The organism is Klebsiella terrigena, from assembly GCF_006539725.1.
GTDB lineage: Bacteria > Pseudomonadota > Gammaproteobacteria > Enterobacterales > Enterobacteriaceae > Klebsiella > Klebsiella terrigena.
Window position 1 is genome coordinate 166,269 of sequence record NZ_BJNO01000005.1, and the last position, 18,548, is coordinate 184,816.

Consider the following 18,548-nt stretch of genomic DNA (forward strand, 5'->3'; position numbering starts at 1 on the left):
AAACTTATAGGTAGTTAATTATAAGCGAGGTGGGTTATAAAACTCTTTTTAACAACGACTCTGCTGGCGGCAACGCTGGCTTCCGGTATCGCCTGCGCGGCCGATCCTGCGGTGCCCTGGGCTGATAACAGCGGCGGCACTGAGGGGACGCACATTGCGGCGATGGGCCAAAATCTGAACGCCCAGCATCAAATGGTGAGCAAAACGAGCGAAGGCGTTTGGGCGGCGAACTCGGGCAGCATCCAGGGCGATGAAGCCGCACTGAGCAGCACGAAGCCGCCATTTAGCGGCTACCCGCAGCTGATGCCTCATCAGGGCTAAATAACCCGCCCGGCGCTATCTTACGGCGCCGGGCGCTCTTGCTGATGCTCCAGCGCCTGCCAGCGGCTATCTGGCGCAAACTTCACTATCCCCCAGGCCTGGTCCGCAGTGTTCTCGCCTAAATTTGCCTGATACACCCGATCGCGACGATCGATCATAAAGCTCATCACCCCGGTTTCCCCCCACGCGACCGGCCACGCCAGCAGCGCTTCTCCCTGGCTGGCTTCGTCGTGAATCATGCGGAAATGATAGCCGTGATAGCCCGCGCCCGGCTCCACGGGGCTAAAGGCTGGCCCCAGCGGGCTGGGGGCTTCACCGGGAGCGGTGGGCCAGTAGAGACCATCTTTCTTGCCGGGACTGCTGATGATTTTCTTAGCCCAGGTATGGTTCAGCTGGTAAAAATCCTGCTGCGCGTCGACGTAGGCATGCATCGCCTGGATCGCGGCGAGCTCATTACGGCCGATCGCTCGGGTCAGGATTTCATCTTCGCCGGCCGCCATGTCAAAGTGCCAGCCCTCGCTGCTCTTGACCATCGGAACGGGCAGTCGCCAGGCTTCGCTCCCGACGTCGAGCCAGGCCGTATCCGCCTGCTGGACGATGCGGTGGCTAATCTTCCAGTCGCGCTGGAAGCGGGCGACGGCGTCCGGATCGATCCCTTCCGGTGGCAAAAACTGCTGCCAGCTATCGCCGAGCAGGGCGGTGAGCGCCGAATCGTTATTTTGCCCAAGGGCCTCGGCCAGCGCGTTGGCTGCCAGCTCCGGAGTGGAGAACTGCTGCTGCGCCAGCGCCATCAGCGGGGAGACTGCCAGCGCCAGCAGAGCCATCCGTAATTGTTTTTTCATCTGCTTATCCTCAGCGACGGCGAATTTCAGGGTGTTCGGCGCGGTGCTCTCTGACCGCAGCGCGCTGCCCGCTGTTCAGGTTAGAGGCGGTACGACTTTGCTGCCCACGCGCCTGCTGGGATTGCCAGGAGGGGGAGCGGCTTTCATTGCCGCTGAGGGCGTTGGCCCGCAGGCTGCTCGCCCTGTGCTGGCGCTGTTCCGGCGTCGCCGACTTGATCTGCGTGCGGCGCTGCTGCTGCTGTTCGGTAGGGTGCTGCGCGCGGGTTTTTGCGGTCTCGCGACGCTGCTGCTGCTGTGGCGTTGGGTTCTGCCGCGCGCTTTTGATCGCCGCGGCAGGCGCCTGGTCGTAGCCGCGATAGTTGCTGCGCTGGGTGGCCTGATGCAGCTGCTGCGAGGCCGCCTGGCGCTGGGCATCGCGGGAAGAGGTATTCGCGATTCTGTCGCTGGCTGCCGGGCCGCTTCGCTCCTGCAGCTGGGTGAGGGCCGCCTGGCGCTGCTCGTTACGATCGGCCGGATGCTGCTGGGTTGAGCTTAAACCACCGGCGACGTTGGTCTGATGGAAGCGCTGGGAGACGGTGTTATCCGGGTAGGGGATATTGCCGCGATAGGCCGGATTATGCTGCCAGCCGGTGCGGTTGCCCGGCAGATTCTGGCCGGTGATATGGTTGAAGTTATTGACGTTGATATTGATGTTATCGCCATTGTGGGAATAGCCGCGGTTATAGTCGTTGTCATGATGGTAATCATCATCATGATCCCAGTCGATGCTGCTAAACAGCGCCCAGGTCGTCGCTACGCCGAGGCTATAGCCGAAGCCCTTCACGAAGCTGTCGGTAAACTGCTCCCCGGGAGGCGGCGGCAAATAGACCGGCGGATAGGCCGTATTGGGCCAGCTGCCGTATACGGTCGACGGGTTATAGGTTGGAACGTACACCACGTTTGGGTCGGTCGATTCAATTTTGATAATCTGCGTCGGGGCAGGGGCGGCCTGACTCCCCGCGGAGGAGGATGAGGTTGCCGCAGAGGAGGCCGGCGCAGAGGCGTTGGCGGTGGTCACTTTCTGCTGCGGCGTCGATTTCAGGCTGCCTGTCTGCTGGGCAAGCGCCCGCAGCCGCTGCACCGAATCCATCACGTCATGCGGCTGCGCTAAAAAAGCATCGCCGAGGTTCTCAACCCACGGCGGATTCTCGCCCATTAGCGCGAGCAGGGCAGGGAAGGCGACGAGCGATTTGACGCTCGGGTCCCAGGGCTGGCCCGCCACCGCCTGAACCGCCGCGTCGCCCTGCATGGAGGGATTATCCTGCGACCACTGCACGGCCTGTATCACGTTGCCGGGATAGGTTGATGCCATCAGCACCTGCGACAGCAGGTTGTCGGGATAGAGCGCGACGGGGGCAACCCATTGATCGATCTGCGCCCGGGTGTAGGTGGTGGTCACCGGCTGCGCGGCGGGTGCCGCAGGCGTTGGGGTTGCAGCAGGAGCCGCCGGTGCGGCCGGCTGAACCTCCGCTGACGCCTCGGCTATCGGCTGTGGTACGCGGCTTTTCAGGTACAGGGTACCCGCGGCGGCTAAAATCCCCGCGCTGCAAATTAACGCAATGACGTGGGGTTTAAAAAGTCGTGTCATGTTAGCTCCCGGCACAATAATTTGGCCCGTATCCACTGAGTATCGCCGAAAATAGCGTTTCCGAAGGAGTATATGCAGAGCAATTTTCTGTTTTTGATTATTGTTGGGATTGCAGTAGGTTATCTGTAACAGAATTAAATTTATCGCCGTTATCCGCCGCCGTCGAAGCGGGCCGAAGAATCGCTCCGGCGGGCCTGTTCAGGCCGGCACTGATGCCCGGTTAGGCGAATTATTCAGGGGATATATACCGGGAAATGTTCGTAAAGCCTGTAAAATCCTGCCCTTAACGATTCAGCTAATTTTTAATGTTGCTTTTTTGTAAACAGATTAACACCTCCCTTAAATCCTGCTATGCTGCCGACGCGGTATCGGGCATTTACCCTACAAACTGCTGTCTCACAGGAGCGTGAAGAGAATCGCCTACCGCATTTTACAATGAGAGCGAGGAGAACCGTCGTGCTAGAAGAATACCGTAAGCACGTAGCTGAGCGTGCAGCCGTTGGGATTGTTGCCAAACCCTTAGATGCAACCCAAATGGCCGCGCTGGTAGAACTGCTGAAAAACCCGCCAGCGGGTGAAGAAGAATTCCTGTTAGACCTGTTAATTAACCGCGTACCGCCGGGCGTCGACGAAGCCGCCTACGTTAAAGCCGGATTCCTTGCCGCCATCACCAAAGGTGAAGCGACCTCCCCACTGGTTACCCCTGAAAAAGCCGTTGAACTGCTGGGCACCATGCAGGGTGGTTACAACATTCATCCGCTGATTGACGCGCTGGACGATGCCAAACTGGCTCCGATTGCCGCGAAAGCGCTGTCCCATACGCTGCTGATGTTTGATAACTTCTACGATGTAGAAGAGAAAGCGAAAGCAGGTAACGAATACGCTAAGCAGGTGATGCAGTCCTGGGCTGACGCCGAGTGGTTCCTGAGCCGCCCGCCGCTGGCGGAAAAAATCACCGTGACCGTTTTCAAAGTTACCGGTGAAACGAACACCGATGACCTTTCCCCGGCGCCGGACGCGTGGTCCCGCCCGGATATCCCTCTGCACGCGCTGGCGATGCTGAAAAACGCCCGTGAAGGCATCGATCCGGATCAGCCGGGTTCGGTTGGCCCGATCAAGCAAATTGAAGCGCTGCAGAAAAAAGGCTTCCCGCTGGCCTACGTTGGCGACGTTGTCGGTACCGGCTCTTCGCGTAAATCCGCCACCAACTCGGTGCTGTGGTTTATGGGCGACGATATCCCGAACGTGCCGAACAAGCGCGGCGGCGGCCTGTGCCTTGGCGGCAAAATTGCACCAATCTTTTTTAACACTATGGAAGATGCGGGCGCACTGCCGATTGAAGTTGACGTCAACGACCTGAATATGGGCGACGTTATCGACGTTTACCCGTTCAAAGGCGAAGTGCGTAACCACGAAACCGATGCGCTGCTGGCGACCTTCGAGCTGAAAACCGACGTACTGATCGATGAAGTCCGCGCCGGTGGCCGTATTCCGCTGATTATCGGTCGTGGCCTGACGACTCGCGCGCGCGACGCCCTGGGTCTGCCGCACAGCACGGCCTTCCGTCAGGCGAAAGACGTTGCCGAAAGCACCAGCGGCTACTCGCTGGCGCAAAAAATGGTTGGCCGCGCCTGTGGCGTAACCGGTATTCGTCCTGGCGCCTACTGTGAGCCGAAGATGACCTCCGTTGGCTCCCAGGATACCACCGGTCCGATGACCCGTGACGAGCTGAAAGACCTGGCGTGCCTGGGCTTCTCTACGGACCTGGTGATGCAGTCCTTCTGCCATACCGCGGCCTATCCGAAGCCGGTCGACGTGACCACGCACCATACTCTGCCTGACTTCATTATGAACCGCGGCGGCGTCTCTCTGCGTCCGGGCGATGGCGTTATCCACTCGTGGCTGAACCGTATGCTGCTGCCGGACACCGTCGGTACCGGCGGTGACTCCCATACCCGTTTCCCGATCGGTATCTCCTTCCCGGCGGGCTCTGGTCTGGTCGCGTTTGCGGCTGCCACCGGCGTCATGCCGCTGGATATGCCGGAATCCGTGCTGGTGCGCTTCAAAGGGAAGATGCAGCCGGGGATCACCCTGCGCGATCTGGTTCACGCCATCCCGCTGTACGCCATCAAGCAGGGCCTGCTGACCGTTGAGAAGAAAGGGAAGAAAAACATCTTCTCCGGACGCATTCTGGAAATCGAAGGCCTGCCGGATCTGAAAGTTGAGCAGGCGTTTGAGCTCACCGACGCCTCCGCCGAGCGTTCTGCAGCCGGCTGTACCATCAAGCTGAACCAGGCGCCGATCGTTGAGTATCTGAACTCCAACATCGTTCTGCTGAAGTGGATGATTGCCGAAGGTTACGGCGATCGCCGCACCCTGGAGCGTCGCGTTCAGGGGATGGAAAAATGGCTGGCGGATCCGCAGCTGCTCGAAGCCGATGCGGATGCGGAATATGCCGCGGTTATCGACATCGATCTGGCGGATATCAAAGAGCCGATCCTCTGCGCACCGAACGATCCGGACGACGCTCGTCTGCTGTCCGACGTTCAGGGTGAGAAGATCGACGAAGTCTTTATCGGCTCCTGTATGACCAACATCGGCCACTTCCGTGCCGCAGGTAAGCTGCTGGATAACCATAAAGGCCAGCTGCCGACCCGCCTGTGGGTGGCTCCGCCAACCCGTATGGATGCGGCTCAGCTGACCGAAGAAGGCTACTACAGCGTCTTTGGTAAGAGCGGCGCGCGTATCGAAATCCCGGGCTGCTCCCTGTGCATGGGCAACCAGGCGCGCGTAGCCGACGGTGCGACGGTGGTTTCCACCTCAACCCGTAACTTCCCGAACCGTCTGGGGACCGGCGCGAACGTCTACCTGGCTTCCGCTGAGCTGGCGGCCGTGGCTTCACTGCTCGGCAAGCTGCCGACGCCGGAGGAGTACCAGACCTTCGTCGCTCAGGTCGATCAGACGGCAGCGGATACCTACCGCTACCTGAACTTCAACCAGCTGGATCAGTACACTGAGAAAGCGGATGGGGTTATTTTCCAGACTGCGGTATAAGGTCACGCGTCAGCTCGCCTGACGAACTGGCTGTAAAGTCTCCAGTGCCCGGTGAACATTGCGTCACCGGGCATTTTTATTTCCAATCCTTCATCCCCCACGCTTTTTTTCTTCCCCGGTGCTGCGATAATTACGCTATGGGTACAGTGCAGCGTGACGCATTGCCCTTGCAGAGGAAGAGACTATGGATTACGAATTTCTGCGCGATATTACCGGAGCGGTAAAGGTGCGGATGGCGATGGGCCACGAAGTGGTGGGGCACTGGTTTAATGAAGAGGTGAAGGATAATCTCGCCCTGCTGGACGAAGTGGAACAGGCCGCGCGTACCGTAAAAGGCAGCGAGCGCTCATGGCAGCGTGCCGGGCATGAGTACACGTTATGGTTAGACGGCGAGGAGGTCATGATTCGCGCTAACCAGCTGGAGATTTCCGGCGATGAAATTGAAGAAGGGATGAGCTACTACGACGAAGAGAGCTTCTCCCTCTGCGGCGTCGAAGACTTTCTGCAGGTCGTTGCCGCCTACCGCGAGTTTGTGCAACAGCGCTGAACCCGGCGGAGCCTCCGTGCTCCGCCAACGCTCTACACCGCAGGAATATTGCGCGCGTAGTAAATCTCGCGCATCTCCTTCCACAGCAGGTCGGTAATGACCCTGCGCTCCTCTTCGCTTAAATCTTCCGGCCTGGTATGGAACATGTAGTGCTTCAGGTCGAACTCTTTCAGCAGCATCTTGCTGTGGAAGATATTCTCCTGGTACACGTTGACGTCCACCATGTCATACAGCGACTTGATGTCGTCGGACATAAAGTTCTGTATTGAGTTAATTTCATGATCGATAAAGTGCTTCATCCCGTTGATATCACGCGTGAAGCCGCGAACGCGGTAGTCAATGGTGACGATATCGGATTCCAGCTGGTGGATGAGGTAGTTCAGCGCCTTCAGCGGCGAAATGACGCCGCAGGTTGATACTTCAATATCAGCGCGGAAGGTACAGAGCCCGCCCTCGGGATGGCTTTCCGGGTAGGTATGGACGCAGATATGGCTTTTATCGAGATGGGCGACCACGGTTTCCGGCAGCGGGCCAGGATGCTCGCTTTGATCGATAAGCTGCGGGTCAATCGGTTCTTCACTGACCAGAATAGTGACGCTGGCGCCCTGCGGCTCATAATCCTGGCGCGCGATATTCAGAATATTGGCGCCGATTATCGAGCACGTCTCGGACAAAATCTCGGTCAGGCGGTTGGCATTGTAGAGTTCATCGATATAGGCGATATAGCCGTCGCGCTCTGCCGCCGTTTTGGCGTAACAGATATCGTAAATGCAAAAACTCAGGCTCTTGGTCAGGTTGTTAAAGCCGTGCAGCTTCAATTTTTTCAATTTAGTTCACCCCCTTATTTAAGATCGCTGACGGACAGCGCATCCAGCAGATATTGCGGTAGGGCGAATGCCGCCGTATGAATTGCCGGGTTGTAATAGCGGCACTTGAGGTTTGCTTTGTGGAAGCGCGCCTGGATAATTTCGCTGGAAAGATGGCGCAGCGCGTCATTGTCCGTCGCCCAGGCGAAGGTCATGATGCCGCCGTAATAGGTGGGCACCGCTGCCTGATAGAAGCTGACGTCGCTGAAGTAGTGGCCCAGCTTGCGGTGGCTGTCGACGGCTTCATCCTGCTGCAGAAAGCTCACGCCGTTCTGGGCGACAAAGATCCCGCCGGGGTTCAGGCAGCGCTTACAGCCGGCATAGAACGCCGAGGTGAACAGGCTCTCGCCGGGACCGATGGGGTCGGTGCAGTCGGAGATGATGACGTCAAACGTTTGCGTCGTCTGGTTAACAAAATTGACGCCGTCGTCGATAACCAGCGTAAAGCGCGGATCGTCGTAGGCGCCAGCGCTGTGGTTTGGCAGGTACTGACGGCAGAAAGAGACCACGCCCGCGTCAATCTCAACCATTGTGATCGTTTCGATATGCGGATGACGGGAGACTTCGCGCAGCATGGCGCCGTCGCCGCCGCCGATGATCAGCACGTGCTTCGCCTGGCCGTGGGCCAGCAGCGGAACGTGGGTCATCATTTCATGATAGATAAACTCATCGCGCTCGGTGGTTTGCACCACGCCGTCCAGCGCCATCACGCGGCCAAATGCGGCGTTGTCAAAAATGATCAAATCCTGATGATCGGTCTTCTCGTGATACAGCACGTTATCAACGGTAAAATACTGACCAAAATGGTCGTGCAGTGTTTCATGCCACAGTTTGCTATCGGCCACGGATTGATTCCTCCTTTGTTAACATCTGTTACACCCGTAAAAAACGAGCGCAACATCATAGCCAACTATAGATGAGGATGCACGGCGGATATTTCAGCAATGCGCGCGCGGGCGAATACGCCTGAAAATGAAGGCGATAAGCTGACGGATATTTTATGGCGGCGACGTTATTTAACGTAAGCCAGCAGGCTTAGCGAATCGCGCGCCAGCGCTTTACATTTTTTGGTGGTCGAAATCTTGATGCCGCTGAGATCGCGGTAGCTATCTTCGCCGAGCGCTTTCATATTAAAGCTGTCGTAGTTGCTCAGATCCCATTGATTCTGTTGAGCAAAAAAGACCAGCGCGCGACGGATCTGGGTATTAGGCAGGTTCTGGTAACCGCAGTCGTTTTTCAGAAAAACAAATACCGCTGTTAAATCAGCCATATCTTCCGCTTCCGACTCGCTTAACGCGTAGCTATTGGCGGATAGTGCAAGCAGGCTGCCGAGCACTAGTGTTCTGCAAAGCGTCTTCATTTTGTTTACCATTGAATCACGGACGAACAAAGTTAGCATACTTCTTTACATGACGCCGAGCTTTATTCTTACTCTTCTGCTTGACCTTCCCGTTGCTGGAGGGTTTAAGCTCAAAAGTTCACCAGCAGAATAAAAGGATGTGAAATGCAACGTCGTGAATTTATCAAATTAACCGCCGCGCTTAGCGCATTCAGCGCGCTTCCGCTCTGGAGCCGCTCGGCATTTGCCGCCGCTCGCCCGGCATTGCCGATACCTGAACTGCTTGCTGCCGACGCGCGAAATCGCATCACGTTAACCATCCAGGCAGGGAAAACCCAGTTTGGTCCCCATAGCGCCACCACCTGGGGGTATAACGGTAATCTGCTGGGCCCTGCGCTGCGCCTCAAAAAAGGGGAGGCGGTCACCGTGGATATTCATAACCGCCTGGCCGAAGAGACCACCGTGCACTGGCACGGCCTGGAGGTCCCAGGCGAAGTTGACGGCGGGCCGCACGGGATCATTGCGCCAGGAGCTTCCCGCAGCGTGAGCTTCACGCCGGCGCAGCGGGCCGCCACCTGCTGGTTCCACCCGCATCAGCACGGTAAAACCGGGCGCCAGGTGGCGATGGGGCTGGCGGGGCTGGTGCTGATTTCCGATGAGGAGAGCGAGCGCCTGCTGCTGCCCAAGCAGTGGGGGATCGATGACGTGCCGGTGATCGTGCAGGATAAGCGCTTCACCGCCGCCGGCGAAATTGACTATCAGCTCGATATCATGAGTGCGGCCGTCGGTTGGTTTGGCGATACGCTGCTGACCAACGGGGCGCTCTATCCCGAACACGCCGCCCCGCGCGGCTGGCTGCGCCTGCGCCTGCTTAACGGCTGCAACGCCCGCTCGCTCAATTTCTCAACCAGCGACGGCCGACCGATGTACGTGGTAGCCAGCGACGGCGGGCTGCTTGCCGAGCCGGTCAAGGTGAGCGAGCTGCCGGCATTGATGGGAGAACGTTTTGAAGTGCTGGTGGATACCCGCGACGGCAAAGCCTTCGATCTGATCACGCTGCCGGTCAGTCAGATGGGCATGGCGATTGCCCCGTTCGACAAGCCGCAGCCGGTGCTGCGCGTCCAGCCGTTGACGATTCAGGCATCCGGCCAGCTGCCGGATACCCTGGCGGCGATGCCCGGGCTGCCGCCGCTGGCTGGCCTGACCCAGCGCACGCTGCAGCTGTCGATGGATCCGATGCTGGATATGATGGGCATGCAGGCGCTGATGAAAAAGTACGGCGACGGCGCGATGTCAGGCATGCACCACGGCGGTATGATGGATAGCGGCAGCATGGGAAATATGAACCACGGCGAGATGGGCAAGATGAACCACGCGGGTATGGGGCAGATGAACCACGGCGACGGCGCGTTCGATTTCCACAACGCCAACCGTATCAACGGTAAAGCTTTCGATATGGACGTGCCGATGTTCGCTGCGGCGAAGGGAGAGTACGAGCGCTGGGTCATCTCCGGCAAAGGCGACATGATGCTGCACCCGTTCCACATCCACGGTACCCAGTTCCGCATTCTGTCGGAAAACGGCCGCCCGCCCGCCGCGCATCGGACGGGGTGGAAAGATACCGTGCGGGTCGACGGCGGCGTCAGCGAAGTGCTGGTCAAGTTTGACCACGAGGCGCCGAAGGAGTTTGCCTATATGGCGCACTGCCATCTGCTGGAGCATGAGGATACCGGCATGATGCTCGGCTTTACGGTCTAGCCCGGCCCCTGTTGTGCAAAAGAAAAGGCCCGGTTCTCACCGGGCCTTTTGCTCTTCAACTGCAGCGGTTATTTCGCTTCGTCCGGCAGGGCGTAAGCGACGATGTAGTCACCCATCTTCGTCCCGAACGAACCGTGGCCGCCGGCGGAGATGACAACATACTGCTTGCCCTCGACCTCGTAGGTCATCGGCGTTGCCTGGCCACCCGCCGGCAGGCGGGCCTGCCACAGCTTCTCACCGTTGCTCATATTGTACGCGCGCAGGTAGTTATCTGCGGTAGCGCCAATAAACAGCACGTTACCCGCCGTGGAGATTGGGCCACCCAGCATCGGCATGCCGAGCGTAAACGGCACCTGGACCGGCATCGGGAACGGCAGGCTGTCCTGCGGCGTCCCGATACGTTTTTTCCACACCACTTCGTTGGTCTTCAGATCCAGCGCGGAGATGTAGCCCCAGGCCGGCTGTTTGCACGGCAGGCCAAACGGCGACAGGAAGGCGTTGAGAGTTACGCCATACGGCACGCCGTACTGCGGCTGCACGCCGGACTCGGTGCCGGAGCCTTTCGCATCTTTTGGCGGCTCCATCGGGTTGCCCGGGCCGCGTGGGATCAGCTTAGAGACGAACGGCAGCGCCATCGGGTTGGCGATCGCCACCTGACGGTTCGGATCGACGGAGATACCGCCCCATTCGAACATGCCGAGGTTACCCGGGAATACCAGCGTGCCTTGCTCAGACGGCGGGGTGAAGATGCCTTCATAGCGCAGCTGGTGGAAGATAACGCGGCACACCAGCTGGTCGAACATGGTGGCGCCCCACATATCCGCACCGGTCAAATCTTTCTTCGGACGGAAGCTCAGGTCGGAGAACGGCTGCGTTTTGGCAACGTAATCGCCTTTCGCTGCGCCCTGCGGAACCGGTCTTTCCGGCGCCGGGACGACCAGCTCGCCGTTACGACGGTCCAGAACGAAGATGTTACCGGTTTTGGCCGGCGCGTAGATAACCGGTACGGTTTTACCGTTGACGTCAATATCTGCGAGGGTTGGCTGCGACGGCATATCCATATCCCACAGATCGTGATGAACGGTCTGATAGTTCCATACCAGTTTACCGGTGGTCGCGTTCAGCGCGACGATAGAGCTGGCGTAACGCTCCTGCTCCGGCGTACGGTTGCCGCCCCAGATATCCGGTGTGGTGACGCCCATCGGCAGATAGACTAAATCCAGCTTCGCGTCATAGGCCGCTGGAGCCCATGAGTTAGGGGAGTTAAGTGTAAAGTGGTGCTGGTCGTCGGGGATCGCGTTCGGGTCTTTGGCACCCGGATCGAACACCCACTGCAGCTTGCCGGTATTGACGTCGAAACCGCGAATCACGCCCGACGGCTCGCGGGTAGAGAAGTTATCGGTTACCGCGCCGGCGATGATAATGGTGGTATCGGTAACGATCGGCGGTGATGTCGGTTCGTACATCCCCGGGGTGGTCACCGGCATGTTGGTCTGCAGGTTGAGAATGCCTTTGTTGGCAAAGGATTCACACAGCTGGCCGTTGTCGGCGTTAATGGCGAACAGGCGACCGTCGTTGACCGGCAGGATGATGCGGCGCGGGCAGTTGGCGACGACGTCAGCCGGCGCGCTGTCGGCCTTCGCTTCGTGGTAAGAGACGCCGCGACAGGTCACGTGCTGGAAGGACGGGTCCGCGTTCAGCTGCGGATCGAAGTGCCATTTCTCTTTCCCGGTTGCCGCGTCCAGGGCGAACAAACGCTGGTGGGCAGTACACAGGTAGAGCATGTTGCCGACCTTAATCGGCGTCACTTCGTTAGTGATTTCACCCGGATCGTTCGGCTGCTTCAGGTCGCCGGTGCGGAACACCCAGGCTTCCTTGAGGTTCTTCACGTTATCGGCGTTGATTTGCTTCAGCGGCGAATAGCGTTGGCCCTCCTGGTTACGGCCGTATGCCGGCCAGTCGCCGTCGGCAACGGCGGAGATCGGGGCCGCAGGCGTGGCGTCGGCGCTCAGGGTGCCGTTCACTTCCTGCGGATCGTTAAATCCGGCCCAGGTCAGGATCCCGCCGCTGATCAGCAGGGCGATAACCAGCCCGGCAACCGCTCCGGCGGAAGGGACGGGCAGGCGACGCCAGACGAAGGGCAAAATCAGCCAGATGCCGAAGAACACCAGGATATCGCTACGCGGGGTGAGCGCCCAGAAGTCAAAGCCGACCTCCCAGACTCCCCAAATCATCGTGGCGAGAAGCAGCGCGGCGTACAGCCAGAGCGCTGAACGCTTACCGCGCAGCAGCATAACGGTAACGGCGAGCATCACCAGGCCGGCAATCGGGTAGTACCAGGAGCCGCCGATAGCCGCCAGCCATACCCCGCCAACGAGAAGATAGAGACCGCAAAACGCTGCAAAGAGTGCAGTCAGCGTCACGAGTCGCCGTGATTGTTGAGATTTTGTTTCTGCCATAGAAAGATACTCGTTTTGTTTGTTAATTTTTTAGATGCAATTAATTATAGGATTTAACAAGTGTGATCGGAATCACAAAATAGCTTTTATTATTCCCTGCACCGCAGATTTCTTTTTACTGGTATACTGGTCAGCTTGCCGGTCAACGTCGATGTGAGAGCAGCGGCTTTGATGATTTATCTTAAGAATCAAATGGTTAGTTTTATGAAACATACTGTAGAAGTGATGATCCCGGAAGCCGAGATCAAAGCACGTATCGCCGAACTGGGTCGTCAAATCAACGAATGCTACAAAGACAGCGGCAGCGAAATGGTGCTGGTGGGGCTGCTGCGCGGCTCATTTATGTTTATGGCCGACCTGTGCCGCGAAGTTCAGGTGCCGCATGAAGTCGATTTTATGACCGCTTCCAGCTACGGCAGCGGCATGTCCACGACCCGCGACGTTAAAATCCTCAAGGATCTGGACGAAGACATTCGCGGTAAAGATGTCCTGATCGTGGAAGACATCATCGACTCCGGCAACACGCTCTCTAAAGTGCGTGAGATCCTCAGCCTGCGCGAGCCGAAATCGCTGGCCATCTGTACGCTGCTGGATAAGCCGAGCCGTCGCGAAGTAAGCGTACCGGTTGAATTTGTCGGCTTTGCTATCCCGGACGAGTTCGTTGTCGGTTACGGTATTGATTACGCCCAGCGCTATCGCCATCTGCCGTACGTAGGCAAAGTGGTGCTGCTGGACGAGTAGGACGTAGGTGAGCCGTTGTGCGGTGCCCGGCTAAGCAGCATGCCGCCGGGTTTATCCGGCGCGGCGCGGGCAGCCTGTCCGGATGTGAAAAGCGCGTCAGCTACTTGTGGTTGACGTGCTTAATTTTGAGATTGGAAATGCCATGACGGTAGCGCTGTTCGAGCGTTTCGCGACTGACGGCGGTCACGTCGAGATCGCGCAGCAGGCCATCGTGAATGCCGTAGGCCCAGCCGTGGATCGTCACCTTCTGCCCGCGTTTCCACGCCGAGCGCATAATCGTTGAGTGACCCAGGTTATAGACCTGCTCCATCACGTTCAGCTCGCACAGCGTATCAAGGCGGCGCTCTTCGGGCATCTCGCCCAGCAGCGAACTGTGTTTAAACCAGATATCGCGAATATGCAGCAGCCAGTTGTCGATCAGGCCCAGCTCGGTGTTTTCAATCGCCGCCTGCACGCCGCCGCAGCCGTAGTGGCCGCAGATGATAATATGCTCGACCTCCAGCACATCAACGGCGTACTGCACCACGGAAAGACAGTTCAGGTCGGTATGAATCACCAGGTTGGCAACGTTGCGGTGCACAAACAGTTCGCCAGGCTCCAGGCCCGTTAACCGTTCAGCGGGTACGCGGCTATCAGAACATCCAATCCACAGAAAGCGCGGTTTTTGCGCATGAGACAAGGTTGCAAAAAAACCGGGGTCTTCTTCCACCAGCATTTTTGACCATAGTGCATTGTTGCTGATGAGTGTATCTATATCATTCATGGACGTTCACGGCCTATAACCAGGTAAGTGCGTTGCGCTAATATAGGTTAACCTCACATTTTTTAAAACAACCCATCGCGTGTCACGACACGAGAAGAGACATTTAATGACCATTGCTCTGGAACTAAAACAGCTTACAAAAACCTACCCCGGCGGGGTTCAGGCGCTGCGGGGGATCGACCTGCAGGTTGAGGCAGGCGATTTTTATGCGCTGCTGGGCCCTAACGGCGCGGGTAAATCCACCACGATTGGCATTATCAGCTCGCTGGTTAATAAAACCTCAGGCCAGGTCAACGTCTTTGGCTACGACCTGCAGAAGGACGTGGTTAACGCCAAGCGCCAGCTCGGCCTGGTGCCGCAGGAGTTTAACTTTAACCCCTTCGAAACCGTGCAGCAGATCGTCGTCAACCAGGCGGGCTACTACGGCGTTGAGCGTAAAGAAGCGGTTATACGCAGCGAAAAATATCTGAAACAGCTCGATTTATGGGAAAAGCGCGGCGAGCGCGCGCGGATGCTATCCGGCGGCATGAAGCGCCGTCTGATGATCGCCCGCGCCCTGATGCACGAGCCAAAATTACTGATCCTCGATGAGCCAACCGCGGGGGTGGATATCGAACTTCGCCGCTCGATGTGGGGCTTCCTCAAGGATTTGAACGATAAAGGCACCACCATTATCCTCACCACCCACTACCTGGAAGAGGCGGAGATGCTGTGCCGCAATATCGGCATTATTCAGCGCGGTGAGCTGGTGGAGAACACTTCCATGAAGGCGCTGCTGGCGAAGCTAAAATCGGAAACCTTTATTCTCGATCTGGCGCCGAAAAGCCCGCTGCCGGTGCTCGAAGGCTATCAGTATCGGCTGGTGGATACCTCAACTCTGGAAGTTGAGGTGCTGCGCGAGCAGGGGATCAACAGCGTATTTTCTCAGCTGAGCGCGCAGGGCGTTCAGGTTTTAAGCATGCGTAACAAAGCCAACCGCCTGGAAGAGCTGTTTGTCACGCTGGTACATGACAGGAAAGGAGAATCAGCATGATGCAGCTGTACTGGGTCGCGCTGAAAAGCATCTGGGCCAAAGAGATCCACCGTTTTATGCGTATCTGGATCCAGACGCTGGTGCCGCCGGTGATCACCATGACGCTCTATTTCGTCATTTTTGGCAACCTGATCGGTTCGCGCATCGGCGAAATGCACGGTTTTACCTATATGCAGTTTATCGTGCCGGGCCTGATTATGATGGCGGTGATCACCAACGCCTACGCCAACGTGGCCTCCTCTTTCTTCAGCGCGAAATTCCAGCGCAATATTGAGGAGCTACTGGTGGCGCCGGTGCCAACGCACGTGGTTATCATCGGCTACGTTGGCGGCGGCGTGGCGCGCGGGCTGTTTGTCGGGATCCTCGTCACCGCGATCTCGCTGTTCTTCGTCCCGTTCCAGGTTCACTCCTGGCTGTTCGTTGGGCTGACGCTGCTCCTGACGGCCATCCTCTTCTCGCTGGCGGGCCTGCTGAATGCGGTATTTGCCAAAACCTTTGACGATATCAGCCTGATCCCGACCTTCGTGCTGACGCCGCTGACCTACCTCGGCGGGGTATTCTACTCTCTGACCCTGCTGCCGCCGTTCTGGCAGGCGCTGTCGCACCTGAACCCGATCGTCTACATGATCAGCGGCTTCCGCTACGGCTTCCTCGGCATCAACGATGTTCCGCTGATTACCACCTTTGGCGTTCTGGTGGTCTTTATCGTCGCGTTCTACCTGCTGTGCTGGTCTCTGATCCAGCGCGGACGCGGTCTGCGCAGCTAGCGGACCGTTATTGGCGCTTCGCTGAGCGATTAGGCGAAGCGCCATCGGCTAATCTTGACTGCCATCACCGACATCGCTCATTCCCCTTGTTAAATTAGCCTCCTGCTAAGGAGGTAGGCGATGTTAGGTTGGGTAATTACTTGTCATGACGATAAGGCGCAGGAGCTGCTGGACCGTCTGGAAAAAAAGTATGGAGCGCTGGCGCAGTGTCGGGCGGTGAACTACTGGCGCAATCTCAGCAGAAATATGCTGAGCCGGATGATGTGCGAGGCGCTGCACGCGGTCGACAGCGGCGATGGCGCGATCTTTCTCACCGATGAAACCGGCGCGGCGCCGTATCGAGTCGCGGCGCTCATGAGCCATAAGCACACCCACTGCGAAGTGATCTCCGGAATCGACTATCCATTGTTAGAGCGAATGTATCTGCTGCGCGAGAGCCTGAGCAGCGAAGCGTTTCGCGAGGCGATAGTCAGCGCCGGAGGCCCGACGGTCAGCAGCCTCTGGCACCAGCAGCAAAAAAATCCGCCTTTCCGCCTGCTGCATGAAGCGTTCGGGAATTAGGCGTTGGTATTGATGCCGCTTTTGTTACAATGGCGGCAGTTTTTTCTAGCGGTTAGACGTCGATGTTTGCCCGAATCTTTGCTCTGCTCCTTCTGCTGACGTCGCTCAGCGCCTCTGCCAGCCTGTTAAGCCAACAGGGCGTGCCTGCTCGCTATATGCAAACCACTGAAGACGCGGTTATCTGGGCGCAGATAGGCAATGAGGTGGTCAGCGTCGGCAATATCCGCGCCGGGCAAATTATTGCCGTCGTGCCGACCGCCGCCGACTATTATGAGTTCAGCTTCGGCTTTGGTACCGGTTTTATCGATAAAGGCCACCTGCAGCCGGTGCAGGGCAAGCAGCGGGTGGAGGACAGCCTCGGCGATTTGCATAAGCCGCTGAGCAATCAAAACCTGCTCACCTGGAAAGATACCCCGGTCTACGACGCTCCCTCCAGCGGCAGCGCGCCGTTCGGCACGCTGGCGGATAATTTACGCTATCCGATAATCAGCAAGCTGAAAGACCGGCTGAATCAGACCTGGTTTCAAATTCGCATCGGCAATCGCCTGGCGTGGGTCAGTAGCCTCGATGCCCAACAGGATAACGGCATTCCGATCCTGACCTATCACCATATCCTGCGTGATGAAGAGAACACCCGCTTTCGCCATACCTCGACCACCACCTCCGTTCGCGCCTTCAGCAACCAGATGACCTGGCTGCGCGACCAGGGCTACACCACCCTGAACATGTATCAGCTGGAAGGCTACGTGCGCAATAAGATCAACCTGCCGGCGCGCTCGGTGGCGATCACCTTTGATGACGGCCTGAAGTCGGTCAACCGCTATGCCTGGCCTATCCTCAGGCAGTATGGCTTTCACGCCACGGCGTTTATTATCTCTTCGCGCATTAAGCACCATCCGCAGAAATGGGCGCCTAAGTCGCTACAGTTTATGAGTATTTCTGAGCTGAAGCAGATTCAGGACGTCTTTGACGTGCAGTCGCATACCCACTTTCTGCATCGGGTTGACGGCGGGCATCGTCCGATTCTGCTGAGCCGCAGCTACCACAACATCCTGTTTGATTTTGAGCACTCGCGCCGCGCCTTGACGCAGTTTAATCCGCACGTGCTCTATCTCTCCTATCCGTTTGGCGGCTATAACGCCACGGCGGTGAAGGCCGCGAACGACGCCGGTTTTCATATGGCGGTGACCACGGTGAGAGGGAAGGTGATGCCGGGGGATAATCCGTTCTTATTGAAGCGCCTCTATATTCTGCGCACGGATTCGCTGGAGACGATGTCGCGGCTGATCAGCAACCAGCCGCAGGGATAGTCAGGCCCGCTTGAACATTTAGCTGCCTGCCCGAGGTGAATATTTTCAATCCAATACCAAACGCCGGTTTAATTATGGGCGAAACCGTTACAGCCTTATTCTTTCTGCCCCAGGTGATAAAGGAACGGGTGAGGATTGTATTACGCTAACCCGGTCGTCTGATTTCATGTTAATGTGGGCTGCGTTGGTTAATATGTCAGCAATATAATAACAGCGTCATTAACCGCTTTCGGTAGCGTACAGGTCTACTAATGAAGCCAATACAATACGTACTATTATGGTTTGGGGAAGTATTACTCTTTACCGTTACATTCGTCCTGCTCTACGTGCTGATACCCGAAGTGAAAATGTACAGACTGATTACGGACCTAACGGGGTTTATGTCCGATTTTACATGGGATAAATATTATTTTTTGGCCCTTTGCGTAGCTTCACTGCTCATCGTAGCAGGAGTTGTTTATATAACGGCCTTAATTAAAAAACATTAATGTTAAACGCTGGCTATACGGGGATACGTATGAGGCCGATACAATATGTACTACTATGGATTGGGGCTGCAT

The 18,548-nt window shown here is 57.4% G+C and carries 16 protein-coding genes; 9 read left to right on the plus strand and 7 right to left on the minus strand.

Features of this window, described 5'->3' with window-relative positions; all coding sequences use genetic code 11:
* Positions 1-36 precede the first annotated feature (36 nt).
* On the plus strand, positions 37-321 hold the full coding sequence (locus RTE01_RS08860; RefSeq protein ID WP_134525251.1) for a hypothetical protein: 285 nt from the start codon (positions 37-39) through the stop codon (positions 319-321).
* A 20-nt stretch (positions 322-341) separates the two neighbouring features.
* On the opposite strand, the gene RTE01_RS08865 is transcribed toward RTE01_RS08860, so the two are convergent.
* Together RTE01_RS08865 and RTE01_RS08870 are read right to left on the minus strand one after the other, a co-directional pair.
* On the minus strand, positions 342-1,163 hold the full coding sequence (locus RTE01_RS08865; protein WP_134525252.1) for a DUF2950 family protein: 822 nt from the start codon (positions 1,161-1,163) through the stop codon (positions 342-344).
* Positions 1,164-1,173: 10 nt separating this feature from the next.
* Positions 1,174-2,790: a DUF3300 domain-containing protein gene (locus RTE01_RS08870; protein WP_123552739.1), complete on the minus strand. Its 1,617-nt coding sequence runs from the start codon at positions 2,788-2,790 to the stop codon at positions 1,174-1,176.
* A gap of 456 nt (positions 2,791-3,246) precedes the next feature.
* On the opposite strand from RTE01_RS08870, the gene acnB reads away from it, so the two are divergent.
* Positions 3,247-5,844 (plus strand): bifunctional aconitate hydratase 2/2-methylisocitrate dehydratase, encoded by a 2,598-nt coding sequence (acnB, locus tag RTE01_RS08875; RefSeq protein WP_115193555.1) that lies wholly within the window; start codon positions 3,247-3,249, stop codon positions 5,842-5,844.
* 184 nt (positions 5,845-6,028) lie between these two features.
* On the plus strand, positions 6,029-6,391 hold the full coding sequence (gene yacL, locus RTE01_RS08880; protein ID WP_041144078.1) for a protein YacL: 363 nt from the start codon (positions 6,029-6,031) through the stop codon (positions 6,389-6,391).
* 32 nt (positions 6,392-6,423) lie between these two features.
* On the opposite strand, the gene speD is transcribed toward yacL, so the two are convergent.
* From speD to RTE01_RS08895, 3 genes are all read right to left on the minus strand, one after another.
* Entirely contained in the window at positions 6,424-7,218 is a 795-nt protein-coding gene (gene speD, locus RTE01_RS08885) for an adenosylmethionine decarboxylase (RefSeq protein ID WP_041144079.1), read from the minus strand.
* A gap of 14 nt (positions 7,219-7,232) precedes the next feature.
* A complete protein-coding gene (gene speE / locus RTE01_RS08890; protein ID WP_041144080.1) occupies positions 7,233-8,102 on the minus strand; it encodes a polyamine aminopropyltransferase in 870 nt (289 codons plus the stop codon).
* Between the two features lie 167 nt (positions 8,103-8,269).
* Complete coding sequence (locus RTE01_RS08895) at positions 8,270-8,617, minus strand: YacC family pilotin-like protein (protein ID WP_071845001.1); 348 nt, start codon at positions 8,615-8,617, stop codon at positions 8,270-8,272.
* A gap of 144 nt (positions 8,618-8,761) precedes the next feature.
* Here RTE01_RS08895 and cueO point away from each other — a divergent pair, with 144 nt between their 5' ends.
* Complete coding sequence (cueO, locus tag RTE01_RS08900; protein WP_041144082.1) at positions 8,762-10,354, plus strand: multicopper oxidase CueO; 1,593 nt, start codon at positions 8,762-8,764, stop codon at positions 10,352-10,354.
* A gap of 68 nt (positions 10,355-10,422) precedes the next feature.
* Here the strand turns inward: cueO and RTE01_RS08905 are convergent, their stop codons facing one another.
* On the minus strand, positions 10,423-12,813 hold the full coding sequence (locus RTE01_RS08905) for a glucose/quinate/shikimate family membrane-bound PQQ-dependent dehydrogenase (protein ID WP_134525253.1): 2,391 nt from the start codon (positions 12,811-12,813) through the stop codon (positions 10,423-10,425).
* A gap of 204 nt (positions 12,814-13,017) precedes the next feature.
* Here RTE01_RS08905 and hpt point away from each other — a divergent pair, with 204 nt between their 5' ends.
* Positions 13,018-13,554, plus strand: coding sequence for a hypoxanthine phosphoribosyltransferase (gene hpt, locus RTE01_RS08910; RefSeq protein ID WP_041147520.1), 537 nt, complete (start codon positions 13,018-13,020; stop codon positions 13,552-13,554).
* A 100-nt stretch (positions 13,555-13,654) separates the two neighbouring features.
* On the opposite strand, the gene can is transcribed toward hpt, so the two are convergent.
* Positions 13,655-14,317: a carbonate dehydratase gene (can, locus tag RTE01_RS08915; protein ID WP_041144084.1), complete on the minus strand. Its 663-nt coding sequence runs from the start codon at positions 14,315-14,317 to the stop codon at positions 13,655-13,657.
* A gap of 106 nt (positions 14,318-14,423) precedes the next feature.
* On the opposite strand from can, the gene RTE01_RS08920 reads away from it, so the two are divergent.
* The 4 genes from RTE01_RS08920 (at position 14,424) to RTE01_RS08935 (ending at position 17,988) form a co-directional block, all read left to right on the plus strand.
* On the plus strand, positions 14,424-15,350 hold the full coding sequence (locus RTE01_RS08920; protein WP_041144085.1) for an ABC transporter ATP-binding protein: 927 nt from the start codon (positions 14,424-14,426) through the stop codon (positions 15,348-15,350).
* Complete coding sequence (locus tag RTE01_RS08925; RefSeq protein WP_041144086.1) at positions 15,347-16,117, plus strand: ABC transporter permease; 771 nt, start codon at positions 15,347-15,349, stop codon at positions 16,115-16,117. The genes RTE01_RS08920 and RTE01_RS08925 overlap by 4 nt, the downstream gene beginning before the upstream one ends.
* Positions 16,118-16,237: 120 nt before the next feature.
* The gene (locus RTE01_RS08930) at positions 16,238-16,678 is read left to right on the plus strand and encodes a PTS sugar transporter subunit IIA (RefSeq protein WP_141334917.1); all 441 of its coding nucleotides are present in this window, start codon (positions 16,238-16,240) and stop codon (positions 16,676-16,678) included.
* Between the two features lie 62 nt (positions 16,679-16,740).
* Positions 16,741-17,988, plus strand: a complete 1,248-nt coding sequence (locus tag RTE01_RS08935; RefSeq protein WP_115193553.1) for a polysaccharide deacetylase family protein — start codon at positions 16,741-16,743, stop codon at positions 17,986-17,988.
* Positions 17,989-18,548 lie beyond the last annotated feature (560 nt).